Below are 16,060 nucleotides of genomic sequence, written 5' to 3'. Positions count from 1 at the left end.
TTCGAGGAACGCCGGACTGGCGAAAATTGCCCGATGAGCCCGTTGTGATCGGGATCGGCTTCGGTTAGCTTACAGGGGACCACAGTGTCTTCATACCGCATTGCTCCTTCCACATCTGACAAGGCAATGCTCTTCCGACGGAGTTCGACTTGGGGCTTCATCCTTCGGAAGCGAGGACGCACGTCACTACGTAGCGCAGGGGGAAAACGATGATAGTCCGATTGTTCAGACGCGGAGCGTTCACGCTCGTCGAATTGTTGGTGGTGATCGCGATCATTGGTGTTCTGGTCGCGCTGCTTTTGCCCGCGATTCAGCAGGCGCGCGAGGCCGCTCGGCGGATGCAGTGTTCGAGCAACCTCAAGCAGATGGGGGAAGCTCTCCACAATTACCATGACGCTCACGCGGCGTTTCCTTTCGGACATGGAGTGCGGCACGCCGACCCGGGCAACGAAGGGACGTCCGCGAACTGGGGCTGGGGCTCGCTACTGTTGCCCTACCTCGACAAAGTCGCCCTTTGGGAACGGCTCAACGTCGGTAACCAACCGCTCGACGCGGCCGTCGCCGATACGGATCTCCTGCCGCTGATGCGTCAACCCATCGAGGTCTTCCGCTGTCCGTCGGACAGTGGCCCGGCGACGAACACCTTCCGGCTCATGCCGATGGGAGCGTCGTCCGCTCCCAACGACTGCGACACCACCAACTGCCGGGACGTCGCGATCTCCAACTACGTCGGCGGCAACGACAGTCGAGGACTGGTCCGCACCGACTGGAACGGCTTCATGGGTCGCGTCGATCCGACCGGCGGCTGCACCAACTGCACCGCGCGGGCGACGAGGTTGACCGACATCAGCGATGGGACCAGCAAGACGATCGCGCTCGGCGAACGGACCTGGGAACTCGCCGGCAAACGTCTGGGCGCCGCGGTCATTTTCGGCACCAACGGCGACACCGACAGCAGCGCCAAACAAGGGCAGTCCTACGTGATGGCCGGCGCCGAGTGGCCGATGAACTGCATCGGCACCAACTGCGAGCGAGGGTTTAGTAGCGCTCATCCCGGCGGAGCTCACTTCCTGTTCCTCGACGGGGCGGTGACCTTCGTCAGCGAGAATGTCGACCATGATCCCGACAACACCATCAACAGCACGTATGAGCGTCTGATCGCGATCGCCGATGGTCAACTCATCGACGGATTCTGAGCGAACGGGCTGTCGACAATCCGAGGACCGATCCGTCCCGTGGCGAAGGGAAGGATCGGTCCGTTTCCACTCTTGTCTTCCGGGGCGCACCGATCGAGAGCCAGGCTGCTCGGCTTTCGTTTGACTCACCACTTCCTTTGAACCATGATGGGCCGAGCGGACGGCGGCCTATCGATCGTGGACTACCCACCGATTGCGCGTGTGCTCAGGAGCACCGCTTCGGCCTCCGCGTCCCGCCCGATGAATTCCCGAAAGCAGCAGTGAGGAACCGTACTTCCATGTCGACGTTTCACGGAAAGAGCCCGACGACAATCGCGCTGACGCTGGCGATGCTCGCGTCCCTGGCGTTCGCGCCTAGTGCGAATGCCGATCAGAAGACCGAACGTCCGAATATCCTTTGGATCACCAGCGAGGACAACGGGCCGCACTTGGGATGCTACGGCGACGACTATGCCGACACGCCGAACATCGATGGCTTGGCGTCGGAAGGGTTGATCTATCTCAACTGCTGGTCGACCGCTCCGGTCTGCGCGCCGGCTCGCACGACGCTCATCTCCGGGCTCTATCCGCCGAGCACGGGATCGGAGCACATGCGGAGCATGACCCAACTCCCCAAGAGTTTCAAGATGTACCCCGTCTATCTTCGCGAAGCCGGGTACTACTGCACTAACAACCGCAAGGAAGATTACAACCTCGCCAAAGATGGCAAAGTCTGGGATGAGTCGGGCAAGAACGCCCACTGGAAAAACCGCAAGTCCGGCCAGCCCTTCTTCGCGATCTTCAACTACACCGTCAGCCACGAGAGCCAACTCCGCAAGCGTCCCCACAAGGCCATCCACGACCCGGCCAAGGTTCGCGTTCCCGCCTACCATCCCGACACGCCGGAAGTTCGCCAGGATTGGGCGCAGTACTACGACAAACTGACCGAAATGGACGCCCTAGTCGGCAAAACACTCAACGAACTCGACAAAGACGGGCTCAAGGACGACACGATTGTCTTCTATTACGGCGATCATGGCTCGGGCATGCCGCGGAGCAAACGCTGGCCGTACAACTCCGGATTGCAGGTGCCGCTCGTCGTTCACGTTCCCGAGAAGTTCAAGGATCTCGCACCCAAGGGCTACAAGCCGGGAGGGACGACCGATCAACTGGTCGGCTTTGTCGATTTCGCCCCGACGCTCTTGAGCATCGCCGGGATCAAGCCGCCCAAGCAGTTGCAGGGCCACGCCTTCATGGGCAAGTACCCCGCGCCGGAGCAGGACTTCCTCTTCGGCTTCCGCGGCCGGATGGACGAACGCTACGACTTGGTGCGGACCGCTCGCGACAAACGCTACGTCTATATCCGCAACTACATGCCGCACAAGATCTACGGTCAGCACGTTTCGTACATGTTTCAGACGCCGACGACGCAGGTCTGGAAGAAGCTTCACGACGAAGGGAAACTGAACGCCGCTCAGTCCCATTTCTGGAACACCAAGCCGCCCGAGGAACTCTACGATCTCAAGACCGACCCCGACGAGGTCAACAATCTCGCCTCATCCCCGGAGCATCAACGGATCCTCGCTCGTCTTCGCAAGGCGCAGCGGGACAAGGCGCTTGAAATCCGGGACGTCGGCTTTCTTCCCGAGGGAGAGATTCACGAGCGCTCGCAAGGCTCGACTCCCTACGAGATGGGACACGATAGCGATCAGTATCCGCTCGATCGCATCTTGGCGATGGCCGAGAAAGCCTCGATGCTCAAGGAGGAGTCGACTCCCGACTTGATCGCGGCGCTGGATGACGCCGATAGCGCCGTCCGCTACTGGGGTGCCCTCGGGCTTCTGATGCGGGGTTCGGCAGGCGTGGAGAAGGGGCACGAGCAGCTCGAGGCGTCCCTCAAGGACAAGTCCCCCTACGTGCGGATTGTCGCGGCCGACGCTCTTGGGCAATACGGCGACAAGGCCGACGTGAAGCAAGCAATGACGACGCTGCTGAAGGAGGCCGACCAACGCAACAGCGGCGTCTATGCGGCAATCCTCGCCTTCAACGCGATCGATCAGTTGGGCGACAAGGCGAAGCCCTTCAAGAAGCAGATCGCGGCGCTGCCCGAGAAGATCCCTTCGGTCAAAGGACGCCCCAGCGGCTACGTCGGCCGCCTCAAGGAGAAGACGCTCGCCGACCTGAACTAATCACGGGGTCGACTCCACCGCTCGCTGGAGGTCGGGATACTGCTCGTCGGTATCGCCGACCTCTTTTTTGATGCTCGCCAGTTTCTTCTTTAGCCGCGCGACGACCTCGGCGTATTCGGGAGCGTCGTAGACGTTATTCATCTCGTGCGGGTCTTTCGCTAGGTCATAGAGCTCCCAGTAGGGCTCGGTCACCTCCCGCACGGCGCCCGGAGCGTCCAGCGGCATGCCGTAGAAGAAGATCAGTTTGTGATCCTTCGTCCGGATGCCGTAGTGGGCCGGGTTGTCGTGGTGGGCCATGTGCATCCAGTAGCGATAGTAGGTCGCGTCGCGCCAGTCCTCCGCCTTCTCGCCCTTGAGTTGCCCGACGAAGCTCCTCCCCTGAAAGTCGCTTGGCATCTCCTCCTTGGCGACGCCCGCGAGTTCGAGGAGCGTCGGTGCGAAGTCGACATTGTTGATCAAGTCATCGGATGTCGTTCCCGCCTTGATTGCCTTGGGATAGCGGACGACGAAGGGCATCCGCTGTGATTCCTCGTACATCCAGCGTTTGTCAATGTAGTCGTGCTCGCCGAGCATGAAACCTTGGTCGGCGGTGTAGACGATCACGGTGTTGTCGAGTTCGCCCGTCGCTTCGAGATGATCGAGGAGCCGACCGATGTTGTCGTCGACCCCCTTCACGCAGCGAAGGAATTTCTTCAAGTAGCGCTGATAGGCGGATCGCTTGTACTCCTCCGGCGAGAGGTTCTCGTCGACGAACATGTGATGTCCCATGTTGCGGCGGGTGTTGCGGGGACCGACCGAGGTGCCGAACTGGGGATGACCTTTCGGTCCGTGGTTCTCGCGTTTCCACAGACTCTCCGGCTCGGGAATGTCGACGTCGCCGTAGAGCCAGTCGTAGCGTTCGGCGTTCTCGAAGTTGTCGTGCGGGGCTTTGAAGTGGTGCATCAGGAAGAAGGGTTTGTCCTTCTGTTCGCGGTTCTTCAGCCACTTGAGCGAGAGGTCGGTGATGGCATCGGAAGAGTGGGTGGAATCGTACTTCGAGGCGCGGATGGTGCTGCCGGGCCAGGGGGCTTTGCCACGTACGCGGAAGATCGGGTTGAAGTACGAACCTTGGCCAGGCAGCACGGCATAGTAGTCGAAGGCAGCCGGTTCTTTCTTAAGGTGCCACTTGCCGATCATGGCGGTTTCGTAGCCGGCGCTCTTCATCATCTTCGCGAGGGTTTGTCGTTCGGGAGGAATCGACCCGTTCAAGGTCGTGACCCCATTGCGGTGGCTGTACTGGCCGGTCATGATCGTCGCGCGGCTCGGCGTGCAGATCGAGTTGGTGCAGAAACAGTTCGTCAGTCGCGCCCCTTCCTCCGCGAGCCGATCGATGTTCGGTGTCGGATCGAGCGTGGCGAGTCGTCCGCCGTAGGCGCCGATCGCGTGCGCGGCGTGATCGTCCGACATGATGTACAGGATGTTTGGTTGTTCCGCCGATTTATCGGCCGAGGCGAGTCCCGCCGCAAGCAGGAGAGCGATGATGTTGAGTGTCATGTTGAGTTCCGTTGACTAGCGTTTCGTGGTTTCGGTCGATGGCGATGAGCTGGTGTCTCGTCGATTGCTCAAGTGCCTCCTGTTCCCCTCTCCCCGTGGGAGAGCGAGCCTCTTGTTCCCCTCTCCCTGTGGGAGAGCGAGCCTCTTGTTCCCCTCTCCCCGTGGGAGAGCGAGCCTCTTGTTCCCCTCTCCCCGTGGGAGAGTGAGCCTCTTGTTCCCCTCTCCCTGTGGGAGAGGGGTTAGGGGTGAGGGGGTTCTCTTCGCGTCACGTGTTCCTCTTAGGGCGAGTAGGAACTCTTCCAACAAACCGGATTGGTTGACGGCGCAATCAATCCCCTCACCCGTCTCGCTGCGCTCGCCGACCTCTCCCCATGGGAGAGGTGTCAAAGGCATGGCGCTTGATCGGTGCCATCCCCTCTCCCTGCGGGAGAGTGAGCCTCTTGTTCCCCTCTCCCCGTGGGAGAGCGAGCCTCTTGTTCCCCTCTCCCCGTGGGAGAGCGAGCCTCTTGTTCCCCTCTCCCTGTGGGAGAGCGAGCCTCTTGTTCCCCTCTCCCTGTGGGAGAGCGAGCCTCTTGTTCCCCTCTCCCTGTGGGAGAGCGAGCCTCTTGTTCCCCTCTCCCTGTGGGAGAGGGGTTAGGGGTGAGGGGGTTCTCTTCGCGTCACGTGTTCCTCTTAGGGCGAGTAGGAACTCTTCCAACAAACCGGATTGGTTGACCGCGCAATCAATCCCCTCACCCGTCTCGCTGCGCTCGCCGACCTCTCCCCATGGGAGAGGTGTCAAAGGCATGGCGCTTGATCGGTGCCATCCCCTCTCCCTGCGGGAGAGCGAGCCTCTTGTTCCCCTCTCCCTGTGGGAGAGGGGTTAGGGGTGAGGGGGTTCTCTTCGCGTCACGTGTTCCTCTTAGGGCGAGTAGGAACTCTTCCAGCAAACCGGATTGGTTGACGGCGCAATCAATCCCCTCACCCGTCTCGCTGCGCTCGCCGACCTCTCCCCATGGGAGAGGTGTCAAAGGCATGGCGCTTGATCGGTGCCATCCCCTCTCCCTGTGGGAGAGCGAGCCTCTTGTTCCCCTCTCCCTGTGGGAGAGTGAGCCTCTTGTTCCCCTCTCCCTGCGGGAGAGGGGTTAGGGGTGAGGGGGGTCTCTTCGCGTCACGTGTTCCTCTTAGGGCGAGTAGGAACTCTTCCAACAAACCGGATTGGTTGACGGCGCAATCAATCCCCTCACCCGTCTCGCTGCGCTCGCCGACCTCTCCCCATGGGAGAGGTGTCAAAGGCATGGCGCTTGATCGGTGCCATCCCCTCTCCCCGTGGGAGAGTGAGCCTCTTGTTCCCCTCTCCCTGTGGGAGAGTGAGCCTCTTGTTCCCCTCTCCTCGCGAGAGATGTGTCATGAACATGGCACTTGATCGCGTGCCGCGCCCAAGCTCGCCGCGGGGATGCTGGAAACACTTCTCCGCCGATACCGCTTCCGCGAGCAACGTCGCCTATTCCGAGATGTCGATCCCGTAGAACTCGGCGGCGGTGCGTCCGAGGATTTGTTCCTTCTCGGTGTCGCTCAGGGCGTCGATGGTCTCGGTGAGGGCCGCGTAGACCTCTTCATAAGTGCCCGCGAGTTCGCAGACGGGCCAGTCGGTGCCGAAGAGGCAACGCTCGGGGCCAAAACCCTCCAGCGCGATCTCGATGTACGGCTTGAGGTCGCTCGGCTTCCAATCGGACCGGTCGGCTTCGGTCACCATGCCGGAGAGCTTGCAGTAGATGTTGGGGAACTTCGCGGCTTGCCGAAAGTCCTCCTCCCAGTCGTCGAAGACGCGATCCTTGATCCGAGGCTTCGCGAGGTGATCGATGACCATCGGCAACTCGGGTAGTGTCCGCGCCAAGAGCGAGGTGTGCCGGAGATGCTTCACGTAGAAGAGCAGGTCGAACGGAACGCGATACTTCTCGAGCACCTTGAGTCCCCGCAGGACGTCGGGGCGGATGATGAAGTCATCGTCCGGCTCGTCATGAGTCACGTGGCGAATGCCGACGAACTTGGGGTGATTCTTGAACTCGAGCAGTTGCTCCTCGCAAGTCTCACTCGCCAGATCGACCCAACCGACGACCCCTACCATCCAGTCGAGGTTCTCCGCGAGCCCCAAGACCCAACGGTTCTCCTCGAGGTTGTGCTGGGTCTGGACGAAGATCGTCCGATCGACGCCAGTCCGCTCGAGATGCGGCTCGAGATCGGCCGGCAAGTAGTCGCGGTTGATCGCCGCCAGTTCGGGAGCTTGGAGCCATTCGTAGTTGAACGGCAACGACTGTCGCCAGAAGTGCTGATGCGCATCGATGACAAGACCCATGGATGTGTCCCCCCTCTTTTGTCGAGTTGGTGTCAGTCCATACGGACGCCGATGGAGAGAAGGATGTTCGCGTAACGCTGTTGGTCGGCGGTCTGCACCGTTAGGATATGATCGGGTGTCGCGACCGCGTCGTAGAAGGCCCACTTCTCGATCGGCTCGAGCTTGAGATCGAGTCCGGCGCCCGCGAGCGTCTTGCGATACTCGTCCCAGACCGGAGGATCCTCGCTCAGCGCGTAGGGGCCGGTCGTCTCGTACATCATCGTGTTGATCTCTTCGATCGGGATGGCCGAGAGAATTGCCTCGAGGACTTGATCGCACGTGACCAGTCCCGGCATCAGGTTCAAATGCACGAGTTCCGCGTTTGGCCCCAGCTTCGAAGAGACCGGGTAGTTGCCGTCGGCGATCAGGATCTTGCCGTGATGGCCGGCCCGACCGAGGATTCCGTTGATGGTCGGATGAATCAGTTTGTGCTTGAGCATCGTCGTTCCCCAACGCTTGTGATCAAAGCCCAGCGTTCAACGCTTCCAAGTGCTTGCTGAAGTGAATCGCCAGCACCTCGGTGTAGGTGTCGAGGTGGCTTTCGAGTAGCGACCGCAGCAGCGGGCCGAACTCGGCGTGCGTCAGCACCGAGCCGAAGGTGCAGTGGAGGATCTGCCGGCCGGGGGCGGTGAAGCCCTTGCCCGCGGGGACGTCTTCCCACTTCTCGAGGTAGTGACGCTCCAGTTCGGTGACGTCAGCGACCTCTTTGGTCGTCGGTGCCGAGTCGAGCTTCGCGGAGACATGGTAGGTCGCTTTATCGGTGTCGTAGCGTTCGCGGCTGAAGTCGATGATCGCCCGGAAGAGGGATTCATCGTGTCGCGCGGCGACGCGCAGGGCTTCGAGGTAGCTGGTCCCGGCGGTCTTGACGTGCAAGCGACCCTTGGTGGCCCGCGAGAGGGCGGCGTACATCGAGAGCTTGTCCGAGCCGGAGTGAAGGCTCAGCTTGTAAGGGCCGAGCAATTCCGCGATCGCGGCGTGATCGTGGAGGGACTTTTCGAGCAGCGCCGCGTCTCCCTTGAAGTCGACGCCCTTCTCGAAGTCGCCGATGAACCGCGGGGCGAGACTGACGAGTTTCATCCCGCTGGAGAGGCACTGGTCGGCGATGATGTAGTGCTCGGCGAGCGTCGTCGGTTGGTCGGTTTCGTCGACGCTCAGCTCGATCTCGTAGTCGCTTCCCGAGGCTTCGTGGACCGACTTGATGTGGTCGGCCAGCGCGACGGCGCTGTTGATCGCGAGGCCGTATTTGACGGCGCACCGCAGGCAGGCCTCTTCGTCGAGCGTGACCGTCGTGCCGTTGGGCAGTTCATGCTGGCGGCCCTTGTAGGCATCGACCCAGCCGATGCGATCGCGGATCGAGGCGAACCGGTCGCGAAGGGTGGGCTCGTCGTAGTTGTCGGCCGAGGCGTCGACATCGCCGGAGGGGTCAATGGTGAAGAAGGTGAAGCCGACGGCGGCGGTCCGGTTGACGTCCTCCTCGGTCTTCAGGTGGTCGGCGTCGGCGCCGGTTGGTCCGCTCCAGCCAGCCTGAGTCATCCCCTCGAGGGCGTCCTTCATGACCTGCTCGGGGCCGCGGCTGGTGCGAGCCATCTCCCGGATCGACTGCTGCGGGAAGATCGGCGCGAAGGTTTTGCCCGAGCGCTTCATCGCCTCGACGTGGCCGGGGGTCGCTAGTCCGATGCGATCGCCGAACCCGAAACTTGGGGTCAGGCCGAGGACCGTTGGTTTACTTGCCATGGTGATCTCCAAGAGGTTGTCTTCGTTGAGTTGTCCGGTGCCGAGAGGCGCTTCACGCGCCAAACCATTGGCGGAACGCGTTGATGGTCTGTTGAGCGGCCTCGTCGGACGAGGGGATCGCGAAGGCTTCGGCCGAGGCGTAGCCGTCGTAGCCGATCTCCTTGAGGGCCGCGGCGATCGGTGCGTAGTCCATATGCCCGCGTCCGGCAGCTTGACGGTTGGAGTCGACGAAGTGCAAATGTCCCACGTGCTTCCCGCCCGTCTTGAGGGCCGCGGCGATGTCGGCCTCCTCAATGTTCATGTGGAAGAGATCGGTCAGCAGACGGACGTTGTCAGTCGAGATCGACTCGAGCAGCGTGACGCCGTCGGCGACCGTCGTGATGAGATTGGTCTCGTAGCGATTGAGGGGCTCGTAAATGAGAGGGGTCTCGTACTGGCGGGCGTGGTTGCCGAGTTCGTCGAGAGCCTCGCCGAGCATGCCGAGGGCGGCGTCGCGATCGACCGCCCCGGCGGCGCGACCTTGCATCGAGCCAATGATCGCGGGGGCTCCGAAGGGACCGCCGTAGTCGATCATCGACCGGATGAAGTCGATCGCCTTGGCGCGAGTGGCCTTGTCGGGATCGCAGAGCTGAAGTCGTTGGATCACCCAACCGGCGCCGGTACCGACGGCGGCGAGCTTGAGATCGTGCGTCTCGAGGACGCGCCGGAGTTGCTCAGCGGGGACCGCGTTCGGTTTCGGGGCGAAGAGTTCGACGGCGTCGAAGCCGAGTGCTTTCGCCTTTTGGCAACTCGCCTCGAAGTCGTCCCAATAGACGAAGGGGCCGCCGCGGGCTTCGTTGACCAGGCTGATCGTGACGCTCGAACGAATCATGGTGCTTTCCTGTTTCCATGGCCAAGGTGTTTCGCGTGCGAGAAGTCCGAGCGACGCTCCTTGGTCCTTCGTCGCGGTCGGCAACTCGCCGACGGTCGGGGAGTCTACGAGACGCCGCTGACGTCGATCATCGCTTTGATGACTCCGGTCTCGCGGCGGGTGAACGAGTCGAACGACGCGATCATCTTGTCGATCGGCGTTCGATGGGTGATCCAGGGGTCGGTGTCGATGACGCCCCGCTCGATGAGGTCGATGATGCGCGGAAAGTCGGCCGGCAGCGCGTTGCGCGACCCCTTGACACTGACCTCGCGACGATGCAGCAGCGGATGCGGCAGCGAGATCTCCTGCGTGGTGATGCCGACATAGACGAGGGAGCCGGTCGGCGCGACATAGTTGAGAGCGTTGCTCATTGACTTGACGTTTCCGGTCGCGTCGGTGACGACTGCGTAGAGGTCGCCACCGGTGATTTCCTCGAGACGCGCCAATTCGGAACCGTCCCCTTTGAACTGGACGGTCCGTTCGATCCCGTAGGTCTCGCGGCAGAAGTCGAGTCGTCCCTGATCCATGTCCATGACGGTGATTGTCGCCCCGGTCAGTCGGGTGAACTCGAGCGTCGCCAGCCCGATGGGACCGGCCCCGATGATCAGGGCGTGATCCCCATCGGTCGGGGCGCCGCGATCGGTCGCGTGACATCCGATGGCGAGGGTCTCGACGAGGGCGAGCTGCTCAAACGAGAGTTTTTCCGAAGGATGGAGCTTGTCGGCTCGGACGATGAATCGTTCGCGCAGTCCGCCGTCGACCATGACGCCGATCACTTCGAGGGTCGCGCAGCAGTTGGAGTTCCCCTTGCGGCAGGGGTAGCACGTGCCGCAGTTCATGTAGGGTTCGATGCTGCAACGATCGCCCGCTTTGACGTTCGCGACGCCGGGTCCGACGTCGAGCACCTCGACGCCGAGCTCGTGGCCGGGGATGCGGGGGTAGCGGAAGAAAGGCATATGCCCGAGGTAGCCGCTGATGTCCGATCCGCAGACCCCCATGCGGTGGGTCCGAACGAGCGCTTCGCCGGGGCCGGGACGTTCCGGTTCCGGGATGGCGATCTGGCGGAACTGCTTTGGTTCATCGAGTCGAATCGCAAGCATGCGGATACTCACTGGGGCAAGGCGTTGTTGATCGCGGACTCTCCGCCGCGCGGCGTTCGCGGGTTGACCGAGCACGGTTCTCTTGTCACTGGCTGGCGAGCAGCCTGTGGCACCCGATGTCGGAGGATGGACAGACCGCTAGACATCGCAGGTCTTGACGGCTTGACGAAGGCTCGCGAGGGGATCGCGGGTCGGGATGAACTCTTGGCCGACATAGCCGACGTAACCGATGTCGAGAAGTTTGTGCATGATCGGGGCGTACTGAACTTCCTGGGTGTCGTCGAGTTCGCCCCTTCCGGGACAGCCGGCGGTGTGGACATGGCCGATGATGTCCTTGTTTTCGTCGAGGCGGCGCTGGATGTCGCCGTGCATGACTTGGACGTGGTAGATGTCGAAGAGTAGCTTCAGGTTGGGCGAGTCGACCCGCCGGATGATCTCGGCGACCTCGTCGAGGTTGTCGCCGTGATAGCCGGGATGCCCCTTCATCGGATGAGTGTTGTCGCGCGTGTTGAGATGTTCGAGGCAGACGTTGACGCCTTTTTTCTCCGCGTGGCCGACCACCCGCTTGAGGCCCTCGACGCAGTGATCGGCCGCTTCCTCGCGGGACATGCTGCCGAGGTTGGGGTTGTCGGTGTCGCGGTAGAGGTAACCGGTGAAGGCGATGACGCTGGGGAAGCCCGCCTCGGAGCTGTCGTCGATCGCCTTCTTCGTGAGGGTGACGACTTGGTCGTGATAGCGCGGGTTGTTGAAGGCCTTGATGAACGGCGCGGTCGGCATCCCGTTGGGAGAGAGCGCGCAGACGAGGCCGTATTTCTTGAGCAGGTCCCAGTGCTCCGGGCCGATCAGTTCGACCGAGCGACAACCGAGTTGCTTGGCGACCTGGCAGGTCTTCTCGGCGCTCCACTTGTCGCCGGCGGCGTTGAAGCACCAGAAGGCGACCGACTGGTTGATGTTCCCGTTGGTGGCCCCGGCGGTAATGGCTTGCTCGGCGCTCGCCCGAGAGACGGCAAAGCCGACCCCCGCCGCGGCGGCCGCGGTGTGCTTAAAGAGACGGCGTCGCTCGAGACGTCGTTGTTGGGAGGTATCGCTATCGGCCATGTCGCTCTCCTTGCCAAAGGCTCGGTCTCAGACTCAATTGGTTGTGAGCCTCTTGTTCCCCTCTCCCTGCGGGAGAGGGGTTAGGGGTGAGGGGGCTCTTCCAACAAACCGTTTTGATTCACCAAGTAAGCAATCCCCTCACCCGGCTCGCTTCGCTCGCCGACCTCTCCCCGTGGGAGAGGTGAGAAAGCTTGGCACTTAGGCCTGGACGAACCACTAGGCCATCGTCGTGACGGGCTCGTCGTTGTTCTCGGGTCTTCCCTCAATGTAAAACCAGTTGTGGATCGGCTGAAGGATCTCGTTGACCTCGGCGAGCAGTTCCTCGTCGAGCGGCTCTTCGGCCCAGTCGACCCACTGCGACACCCGGCTGGGGTTGGCCGATCCGGAGATACAAGTCGTGAAGTCGGGATTCGCGATCGAGAACTGCAGCGCCAGCTTCGCGATGTCGACGCCCTTGGACGCGCAGTGCTCCGCGGCTCTCTTCGCGGTCGCGCGAACCTCGGGAGTCGCTTTGTGCCAGGGGGGAAGCGTCGCGTTGGTCAGCAGTCTGGCGGAAAAGGGGGCCGCGTTCATCAGACCGACCCCCTGGGCTTGGCAGATCGGAACCAGTTCCAGCGCCATGTCGTTTTGGAGTGTGTAGTGGTTGTAGGTCAGCATGACGTCGATCGTGGCGTGGCTCAGGATGTACTTGAACATCTTCATCGGGTAGCCGCTGACGCCGATGTAGCGGACCTTCCCCTTGTCGACTTGACGACGCAGGGCGGGGAGGGTCTCCTCGACGATCTGGGACATCTCGACGAACTCCAGATCGTGGCAGAGGACGATGTCGAGGTGATCGACCTTCATCCGTTCGAGCGAGATGTCGACGCTCTCCTCGACGCGACGGGCGCTGAAGTCGAAATGGGCGCCGGCATAGCGCCCGAGCTTCGTGCTCAGGTAGTAGCTCTCTCGGGGAATCTCCGGGAGAACCCGGCCGAGCAGCATTTCGCTCATCCCCCTGCCGTAGAAGGGCGAGGTGTCGATAAAGTTCATGCCCCGCTCAATGGCGACACGAACGCTGCCGAGCGCCTCACCCAGATCGACGGATCGAAACTCCTGACCGAGTGAGGAGGCTCCGAAACCGAGGGTGGTCAGTTCCAGATCGGTCTTGCCGAGACGTCGTCGCTCGAGCATCGATTCTCCCTGGTGTCGACAGTTAGGTCGTTGTGGTCGAAGGTCGGTCGCGGATGGCCCCATCGTGACCGAGTCGGTGGCACACGCTTACTAGGTTCGCGTACGTCCCCTCCGCGAGCAATCCCCGTTCGCGCAAATCGTTCTTCATTTTGCGCAAGCCGAGTGGCGCGACAGAAGGCATTGACGATTCACGACCGTCGTCGCGAGTGGTCCCTCGACCCAAAATCTCCACAACCACGGATCTCACCAGGAAACGTTGGAGATCGCCGGCGTGATCATTTCGCATGACGATGGACTTCCGGTAGGATGAAGGGCCCAACCGCTCGCGAGCAGTAAATCGTCGATCATCTCCTTTGCGCAAGAGGTGACCATGGCGCGGAAGCGCCGACACGTGGCCTTGATCGTGGAAACGTCGATCACCTTCGGGCGTGGTGTGCTGCGCGGGATCGCCAAGTTTCTCAAGGAACAGCGCGGTTGGTCGGTCTTTCTCGAACAGCGCGAACTCGGGGCGGCGCTTCCGGACTGGATCGATCGCTGGGACGGCGACGGCATCATCACCCGCAGCGACGATCCCCGCATCCTGCGACACGACCTACCCATCGTCTGCCTCTTCGATCGCCGGGAGAGCGAACCTGGGTTTCCGATGATCCTCAACGACAGTCGCGAAGTCGGGCGATTGGCCGCCCGGCACCTACTCGAACGGGGCTTCGATCACCTCGGCTACTATGGCGTTTGCGAGGACTATTGGTCGACCGAACGCTGGGCGGGGGTTCGCGAAGTTCTCGACGGGGTCGGGCTCGAGGGCGAGTCCTTCCTCGCGGAGAGCGACGAAGTGCGAACGTCAGGGTGGGAGGCCCATCAGGAACGCCTCGCCGACTGGATCGCCGGACGTCCGCTTCCCTTTGGGCTGGTCGCCGGCAACGACATCCATGGCCTGCGCGCTCTGGACGCGTGTCGTCGGCGTGGGCTCGCGGTTCCCGAGGAAGTGGCGGTGATCGGGGCCGACAACGACGAGGAGCTTTGTGATCTTTCCGAACCGCCGCTTTCAAGCGTCGCGTTTCACCCGGAGCGAGTCGGGTACGAGGCGGCGAAGCTCCTCGACCGGATGATGGCGGGACGTCGGCCTCCGAAACGGCCCCTGTTGATCGAGCCGGTCGGGGTCGTGCCGCGTCTCTCGACCGACATCATCGCGATTGACGATCGTGACGTTGCGCGAGCCCTGCGACTGATTCGGCGGCACGCGTGTGACGGTATCTCGGTCGCCTCGATCCTGCGCGACGTGCCGATCTCGCGCCGATCGCTGGAGATGAAATTCGAACGGCTTTTGGGACGGTCGCCGAAACGAGAGATCTTGCGGGTGCGGATCGAACGGGCTCGGACACTGTTGCTAGAGACCGACTTGTCGATCACCGCGATCAGTCAGCAGACCGGCTTTCACCATCCCTCGCGTTTTGGCGTCGTCTTCCGCGAGCAGACGGGACTGAGTCCGTCGGCGTTCCGAGGAAGCAGGAGGGGCTAGAACTTGGGGGAACGTTGAGTTGGGGGCACCCGCGCATGCCCACGACGAGCGTTGGTATGACACCCGAGAGACTCTTGGGACAGTGAACGAACTAGTCAGGACTGCTCGCGGCGTGCCTCTTCCCTGGTCTCGTAGACCACGGCGCGGAAGATGCGAACGAAGTCGTTGAGAGGGACGGAGAACTTACCTCCCTCGGTGGGGAAGCCATTCTCGATGCCGGGCATTCCTTGAGTGGAGACGCGGTTCCCCCAGGGGTTCCACAGGTGCACCAGGCGGCGTTCGGCGTCGTAGCCGATGATCGCGTAGTCGTGATTGGTCGGCACGTGGTTGGCCCGCCGAGTTCGGTCGGTGCCGGTGCCGACAAGTCGACCCTCGCGCAGGGACTGGGAGATCAGCTCCCCGATTCGTTCCGGTTCGCGGGTCTTCATCAGGTCGACGCGACCGAAGGACCGTCCGGTGAGGAGGCGATAGGTTTCCCGCGCCGATCCGCCGTGGTCGACGGCATCCTCGCCGGACTCGTCGGAGCGTTCGAATCCCGATCGCACCTCGGTGAGACCGACTCCCGTCTCGAGGACCTTGAGCCACATTCCCTGGCTTCCCGCGGAGGAGGTCAGGGCGATTTCCGCGTCGGAGAGTCGCGGGACCCGAACGCGACGCTGGGGGAAGACGAGTTCGCAACCGCCGTCGGGCAAGGGGTGAAACCAGCGCCGAACCTCCTCGGGATTGCGGGCGACCGCCGACCCGATCGGGGCGATGACGAAGCAGTCGCCGACGGCGCCTTGGTGGATGCCGTCGAGACTCGGTGCGTCGCCGACGAAGAGCTGACGAGGCGTTTGTTCGATTTGGTTGAAGTAGTGCCAATAGCGCGTTCGCAGGAAGAGGCGGAGCTTCCGATCGGTCTCCTGGGTGGCGTTCTCGTTGTTGACGCTGAGCAGGAATTGTTCGGAGAAGCGCACGAGGTTCTTGCGATGGATCCGCTCGTAGTGGTGGAGGGTCGCGATGACGGCCGCGGCCGGTCCCGTGACCGAGAGATTTCTGACCAGGTGGTGAACCTCCTCGGCGGTGAGGTAACCTCGACCGGTCTGATCCCAGGTCTTGAAGTGCTCGCGGACGACGTCGCTGAAGGGAGGGGCCTTCTCGGGGCGAGCGTCGGGAAGCCGCATCGGGGCGGGGGCGAGCACCGTCGTGAGGCAGAGCTCGCAAACGATGGACAGGACGGCGTTCATCGGACTCCTCGTGTCAAAGGGGCTGGGGG

General features: G+C 62.3%; 13 protein-coding genes. 3 read left to right on the top strand and 10 right to left on the bottom strand.

Annotated elements, in window-relative coordinates; translation table 11 throughout:
* The first annotated feature begins 209 nt into the window (after window positions 1–209).
* Both Pan216_RS20890 and Pan216_RS20885 read left to right on the top strand, forming a co-directional pair.
* Window positions 210–1,196 (top strand): DUF1559 domain-containing protein, encoded by a 987-nt coding sequence (locus Pan216_RS20890; RefSeq protein WP_145261027.1) that lies wholly within the window; start codon window positions 210–212, stop codon window positions 1,194–1,196.
* Between the two features lie 278 nt (window positions 1,197–1,474).
* Window positions 1,475–3,364: a sulfatase-like hydrolase/transferase gene (locus tag Pan216_RS20885; RefSeq protein ID WP_419192799.1), complete on the top strand. Its 1,890-nt coding sequence runs from the start codon at window positions 1,475–1,477 to the stop codon at window positions 3,362–3,364.
* Here the strand turns inward: Pan216_RS20885 and Pan216_RS20880 are convergent, their stop codons facing one another.
* From Pan216_RS20880 to Pan216_RS20840, 9 genes are all read right to left on the bottom strand, one after another.
* Complete coding sequence (locus Pan216_RS20880; protein ID WP_145261025.1) at window positions 3,365–4,897, bottom strand: sulfatase family protein; 1,533 nt, start codon at window positions 4,895–4,897, stop codon at window positions 3,365–3,367.
* Window positions 4,898–5,234: 337 nt separating this feature from the next.
* Entirely contained in the window at window positions 5,235–5,684 is a 450-nt protein-coding gene (locus Pan216_RS20875) for a hypothetical protein (RefSeq protein ID WP_145261023.1), read from the bottom strand.
* A 696-nt stretch (window positions 5,685–6,380) separates the two neighbouring features.
* Window positions 6,381–7,232, bottom strand: coding sequence for an amidohydrolase family protein (locus Pan216_RS20870; protein ID WP_145261021.1), 852 nt, complete (start codon window positions 7,230–7,232; stop codon window positions 6,381–6,383).
* Between the two features lie 32 nt (window positions 7,233–7,264).
* Window positions 7,265–7,711: an RbsD/FucU family protein gene (locus Pan216_RS20865; RefSeq protein WP_145261019.1), complete on the bottom strand. Its 447-nt coding sequence runs from the start codon at window positions 7,709–7,711 to the stop codon at window positions 7,265–7,267.
* 22 nt (window positions 7,712–7,733) lie between these two features.
* Window positions 7,734–9,068, bottom strand: a complete 1,335-nt coding sequence (locus Pan216_RS20860) for a tagaturonate epimerase family protein (RefSeq protein WP_419192798.1) — start codon at window positions 9,066–9,068, stop codon at window positions 7,734–7,736.
* Window positions 9,058–9,876: a sugar phosphate isomerase/epimerase family protein gene (locus tag Pan216_RS20855; RefSeq protein ID WP_145261017.1), complete on the bottom strand. Its 819-nt coding sequence runs from the start codon at window positions 9,874–9,876 to the stop codon at window positions 9,058–9,060. The genes Pan216_RS20860 and Pan216_RS20855 overlap by 11 nt, the downstream gene beginning before the upstream one ends.
* Before the next feature lie 104 nt (window positions 9,877–9,980).
* Window positions 9,981–11,015, bottom strand: a complete 1,035-nt coding sequence (locus Pan216_RS20850; RefSeq protein WP_145261015.1) for a zinc-binding alcohol dehydrogenase family protein — start codon at window positions 11,013–11,015, stop codon at window positions 9,981–9,983.
* A gap of 138 nt (window positions 11,016–11,153) precedes the next feature.
* Entirely contained in the window at window positions 11,154–12,113 is a 960-nt protein-coding gene (locus Pan216_RS20845; RefSeq protein WP_145261013.1) for a hydroxypyruvate isomerase family protein, read from the bottom strand.
* Between the two features lie 216 nt (window positions 12,114–12,329).
* On the bottom strand, window positions 12,330–13,286 hold the full coding sequence (locus tag Pan216_RS20840) for an aldo/keto reductase (protein WP_145261011.1): 957 nt from the start codon (window positions 13,284–13,286) through the stop codon (window positions 12,330–12,332).
* A 370-nt stretch (window positions 13,287–13,656) separates the two neighbouring features.
* Here Pan216_RS20840 and Pan216_RS20835 point away from each other — a divergent pair, with 370 nt between their 5' ends.
* Window positions 13,657–14,805 carry an AraC family transcriptional regulator gene (locus Pan216_RS20835; protein ID WP_145261009.1) on the top strand — a complete coding sequence of 383 codons (1,149 nt, stop codon included), beginning with the start codon at window positions 13,657–13,659 and terminating at the stop codon, window positions 14,803–14,805.
* Between the two features lie 95 nt (window positions 14,806–14,900).
* On the opposite strand, the gene Pan216_RS20830 is transcribed toward Pan216_RS20835, so the two are convergent.
* Window positions 14,901–16,031, bottom strand: coding sequence for a C2 family cysteine protease (locus Pan216_RS20830; protein WP_145261007.1), 1,131 nt, complete (start codon window positions 16,029–16,031; stop codon window positions 14,901–14,903).
* Window positions 16,032–16,060 lie beyond the last annotated feature (29 nt).

Source organism: Kolteria novifilia, assembly GCA_007748055.1.
Classification (GTDB): Bacteria; Planctomycetota; Planctomycetia; order Kolteriales; family Kolteriaceae; genus Kolteria; species Kolteria novifilia.
Note: the sequence above shows the minus strand (reverse complement) of the source record. Positions and strands in the feature narration are given on the sequence as shown.